Consider the following 4,359-nt stretch of genomic DNA (forward strand, 5'->3'; position numbering starts at 1 on the left):
GGCCGGCCGGCGTGTCCCATGCGAGCGAACCGGCGAGCCCGCCGCTCACCGCCAGCGCCCCGCAGAGGCTCGCCCCGAGCGCCATGCCCTCGGGGCTGCGCGCCCAGCGTCGGGCCGCGGCCGGCGGGATGATCAGCAGCGAGGTGATCAGCAGCACGCCGACCACCTTCATCGCCACCGCGACCACCAGCGCGATCAGCAGCAGGAACACCAGCCGCACCGCGGCGACCGGCACGCCCTCGACGCGGGCGAGTTCCTCGTGCACGGTCATCGCCAGCAGCGGTCGCCAGATCAGCGCCAGCACGCCGAGCGCGAGTGCGCCGCCGGCCCAGATCCACGCCAGCTCCCCCGGCGCGATCGCGAGGATGTCGCCGAACAGCCAGGCGTTGAGATCGATGCGCACCTGCTCCAGAAACGCCGCCGCCACCAGCCCGAGCGACAGCGCCGTGTGCGCGAGGATGCCGAGCACGGTGTCGCCCGGCAGGCGCTTCTGCTGCTGCAGCGCGAGCAGCAGCAAGGCCAGCAGCACGCCGGTCAGCAGCACGCCGAAGCCTTCGCCGATGCCGGCCAGCACGCCGAGCACGACGCCGAGCAGGCCGGCATGCGCGAGCGTGTCGCCGAAGTAGGCCATGCGCCGCCAGACCACGAAGCTGCCGAGCGGCCCGGCCGCGAGCGCCACGCCCAGACCGCCGGCCAGCGCCCGCCACAGGAAGTCATCGAGTCCGAACGCGCTCACGACGGCGCCTCGCTGCGCGCCGCTGCGGGGGCTGCGGGCGCTGCAGGAACCGGCGATGCGGCGGGCCCGTGCGGGTGCGGATCGCCGTGCAGGTCGTGCGTGTGGTCGTGGTGATGGTGGTAGACGGCCAGGTGCGCGGCGCCGTCGCGGCCGAACAGCGCGCGGTAGGCCGGGTCGCGGCTGACCGTTTCCGGATGGCCTTCGCAGCAGACGTGGCGGTTGAGGCACAGCACGCGGTCGGTCGCGGCCATGACCAGGTGCAGATCGTGCGAAACCATCAGGATGCCGCAGCCACGACGCTCGCGCAGGCTGCGGATCAGGTCGTAGAGCGCGTACTGGCCGGCGACATCGACGCCCTGCACCGGCTCGTCGAGCACCAGCAGGCGCGGTTCGCGCAGCAGCGCGCGCGCAAGCAGCGCCCGCTGCAGCTCGCCGCCCGAGATGCCCTGCACCGGACTGTCGATGACGTGCCCGGCGCCGGTCTCATCGAGCGCGGCCTGCACCTGCGCGCGGCCCGTGCGCGTGCCGAGCGTCAGGAAGCGCGCGACCGACAGCGGCAGGGTTTCCGGCAGCGTCAGGCGCTGCGGCACGAAGCCGATGGTCAGCCCCGGCCGCCGCCACACCGTGCCGGCCTCGGGCGGGCGCAGCCCGAGCGCGATGCGCACCAGCGTCGACTTGCCGGCCCCGTTCGGGCCGACCAGCGTCAGGATCTCGCCCTCGGCGAGCTTCAGCGACACGCCTTCGAGAATCACCCGCCCGCTGCTGCCGCGTGCATGCACGCCGGCCAGATACAGCAGCGGCTTCACGCCGACGGCCCGGCGGGCAGGCGCAGGCAGGCGGCGCAGCGCCCGAGCACCTCGACGGTCTGGGCGCTGACCGCGAAGCGCACGGCCGCGGCCTCCTCGACGATGGTCGCCTCGACGCGCGCGCTGTTGAGTTCACCGACCCGGCCGCAGGCTTCGCAGATCAGGAACTGCCCGCCGTGGCGCTCGGCCGGATCGCAGCAGGCGACGAAGGCGTTCAGCGAGGCCAGCCGGTGCACCAGCCCCTGTTCGAGCAGGAAGTCGAGCGTGCGGTAGACGGTCGGCGGCGCGCCGCTGCGGCCCTCGCTGCGCAGCTGATCGAGGATCGCGTAGGCGCCGATCGGCCGTTCGGCCGCACAGATGATGCGCAGCACGCTGCGGCGCAGCTCGGTGAGGTTCTGGCCGCGCGTCGCGCACAGCTGCTCGGCCGCGGCGATCGCGGCACTCGGGGAATGGTCGTGCGGGGCTTCGGCGGGCATGCGGGCGATCCGGGCGCGGGTGGCGGCAGGGGATGTTATACAGTAACGTAACTGTATAACGTCTCCATCGGGGAGCCGGGAGCATCCGCGCCATGCATCGCACCGTCAAGTCCCTCGCCGCCGCCGTCCTGCTCGCGCTCGCCACCGGCAGCGCGGTCGCCGCGCCGGCCGTCGTCGTCACGATCAAGCCCGTGCACGCGCTGGTCGCCGCCGTCATGGCCGGCACCGGTGCCGAGCCGAAGCTGCTGGTCAGCGGCCGGGCCTCCGAGCACGACTTCGCGCTGAAACCCTCGGATGCCCGCGCGATCGCGAAGGCCGACGTGGTGTTCCGCGTCTCGGACCAGCTCGAAGGCTTCATGCGCCGGCCGCTGGCCGCGGCGCCGCGCGTGCTCGATGTCGAGCTGATCGACACCCCCGGCCTCGTGAAGCTCGCGCCGCGCGAGGGCGGCGTCTGGGAGGCGCATGTGCATGGCGATCACGACGGGCATGACGACGAGGGCCACGACCACGAAGGCCATGACCACGAGGGCGCCGACCACGAGGGCGGCGTCGAACCGCACATCTGGCTCGATCCGCGCAACGCCCGCACCATGACGGCCCGCATCGCCGAAGTCCTGATCAGCCGCGACGGCGCCAACGCCGCGACCTACCGCGCCAACGCCGCAAAGCTCGATGCCGGACTCGCTGCCCTCGATGCCGGCCTCGCGCAGCAGCTCGCCCCGCTCGCCGGCAAGCCCTTCATCGTGTTCCACGACGCCTACCAGTACTTCGAGCACCGCTACGGCCTCACCGCGGTCGGCTCGATCACGGTCAGCCCCGAACGCAAGCCCTCGGCGCAGCGCATCCAGGCCGTGCGCGACAAGATCCGCGAGACCGGCGCCCGCTGCGTGTTCGCCGAACCGCAGTTCGATTCGGCGCTGGTGGCGACGCTGACCGAGGGCACCGGTGCGCGCGCCGGCTCGCTCGATCCGACCGGTGCCGACGGCGTGCCGGCCGGGCCGGATGCGTATGCGCAGGTGCTGCGCCGGCTCGCCGAAAACCTCGGCGCCTGCCTCGGCGGCTGAAACCCGGCCGGCCCTCGCGGCGCGCCGGCCGGTCATCGCTCCGCCTGCCCCGGTTCCGGCCGCGCGCTCCTGCGCTTCCCTGCCATCCCGGCCGCGACCGCGCGCCGCTGCCGGCGCCACCTATGCTCGCGGCTCTCCCCCCGTCGAGCGCGAGGTGCCGCCGGCATGAACGCTGCGCAGCCGCTGCATTTTCCCGATCGTCCCCTGCGCGTGAACCCGCCCGGCACCGGTGCTGCGGCCGGTTTCGGCACGCTGCTCTGGGCGCTGCTGATCTGTGCCGGCATCGGCTGGCTGGTGCTGCCGCCGGTGCGCGACCTGATCGACGACTATTCGCTCAGCGGCTCGCTGCAGCCGGTCGCGCACAGCAGCGTCGAAGGCCGCTGCTCCTACTGGGCCGGCCTGATCGTGCGCTGCGACGCCACGCTCGGCGCGCCGGCTCCCGGCGGCGGGCGCTACAGCCGCAAGGTCGATTACTTCTTCGTCGAACCGCTGCACACCGGCGACTGGACCGTCACCGTCGTCGCCGATCCGGCCCGCCCGGCGCTGCTCACCACCGACCTCGCGCTTGCGAAGCTCGCGAACCGCAGCTGGACGCTCGGCATCCTCGGCCCGTTCTTCCTGTTCGGTGCACTGGCGGCGCTGTTCGGCGCGCGCGGCACGCTCGGCGACCGGCGGGCGCTGAAGCAGGCGCTGTCGGACCGCGTGCTGCGCCCGGTGCCGCTGCGCATGGAGCACTACGCCGCCGGCCGCTGGACGCTGAGCGCGCCCGATGGCAGCACGCGGCTCTGGACCGTGCCGGGCAACGCGCGCCCGATCGTCCTCGCGCCGCCGCAGCCGCTGGTGCTCGGCGTCACGCCGGCCGACGGCGGCGGCCCGGCGATGCCGCTCGACGATGGCCTGCGCTGGCTCGGCCTGCGCCGCGACGAGCGCCGGCTACTGCTGAGCGACCTCGGCTCGAAACGCGAACTGCGCGCCCGGCTCCGCGTCCTCGCCGATCTCGGCCCGGCCCAGGAAGCCGCAAGATTCACCCGCTCGGCCCGGCGCACGGCCCTGATCGGCCTGCTGCTGGCGCTGGTTGCCGGCGCCGCGGCGGCGGTGGTCTGGGGCGGCATCGTGCCGGGCATGTCGGAGCAATCCGGCCTCTACGTGCCGGCGCTGGTGGTGATGGGCGTCTGCGGCGCGATCGGCGGCGGCCTGCTGCTCGGCAGTCTCGGGCTGGTGCTAAGAGCAAGGGCGCAGGCGGGGTTGTTGCGGTGAGGGGATTCAACTACACAAGC

At 73.7% G+C, this 4,359-nt stretch carries 5 protein-coding genes; 2 read left to right on the forward strand and 3 right to left on the reverse strand.

Annotated elements, in window-relative coordinates; all coding sequences use genetic code 11:
• The 3 genes from PKE44_RS15530 to PKE44_RS15540 all read right to left on the reverse strand — a co-directional run.
• A partial coding sequence (locus PKE44_RS15530) for an iron chelate uptake ABC transporter family permease subunit (RefSeq protein ID WP_324552898.1) occupies positions 1 to 736 on the reverse strand: 736 nt, incomplete at its 3' end.
• Positions 733 to 1,542, reverse strand: a complete 810-nt coding sequence (gene znuC / locus PKE44_RS15535; RefSeq protein WP_324552901.1) for a zinc ABC transporter ATP-binding protein ZnuC — start codon at positions 1,540 to 1,542, stop codon at positions 733 to 735. The genes PKE44_RS15530 and znuC, both read right to left, overlap by 4 nt.
• Positions 1,539 to 2,018 carry a Fur family transcriptional regulator gene (locus PKE44_RS15540; RefSeq protein WP_324552904.1) on the reverse strand — a complete coding sequence of 160 codons (480 nt, stop codon included), beginning with the start codon at positions 2,016 to 2,018 and terminating at the stop codon, positions 1,539 to 1,541. Before PKE44_RS15540 ends, znuC begins: the two co-directional genes overlap by 4 nt.
• A gap of 92 nt (positions 2,019 to 2,110) precedes the next feature.
• Here PKE44_RS15540 and PKE44_RS15545 point away from each other — a divergent pair, with 92 nt between their 5' ends.
• A complete protein-coding gene (locus PKE44_RS15545) occupies positions 2,111 to 3,082 on the forward strand; it encodes a zinc ABC transporter substrate-binding protein (protein WP_324552906.1) in 972 nt (323 codons plus the stop codon).
• Positions 3,083 to 3,247: 165 nt separating this feature from the next.
• Complete coding sequence (locus tag PKE44_RS15550) at positions 3,248 to 4,339, forward strand: hypothetical protein (protein WP_324552909.1); 1,092 nt, start codon at positions 3,248 to 3,250, stop codon at positions 4,337 to 4,339.
• The last annotated feature ends 20 nt before the right edge of the window (positions 4,340 to 4,359 follow it).

It is taken from the genome of Plasticicumulans sp. (assembly GCF_035331805.1).
Classification (GTDB): domain Bacteria; phylum Pseudomonadota; class Gammaproteobacteria; order Competibacterales; family Competibacteraceae; genus Plasticicumulans.

Bases quoted from the DNA above. Each gene is read 5' to 3' on its own strand.
- PKE44_RS15540 (WP_324552904.1), bottom strand. From the start codon at position 2,018: ATGCCCGCCGAAGCCCCGCACGACCATTCCCCGAGTGCCGCGATCGCC.
- PKE44_RS15545 (WP_324552906.1), top strand. From the start codon at position 2,111: ATGCATCGCACCGTCAAGTCCCTCGCCGCCGCCGTCCTGCTCGCGCTC.
- PKE44_RS15550 (WP_324552909.1), top strand. From the start codon at position 3,248: ATGAACGCTGCGCAGCCGCTGCATTTTCCCGATCGTCCCCTGCGCGTG.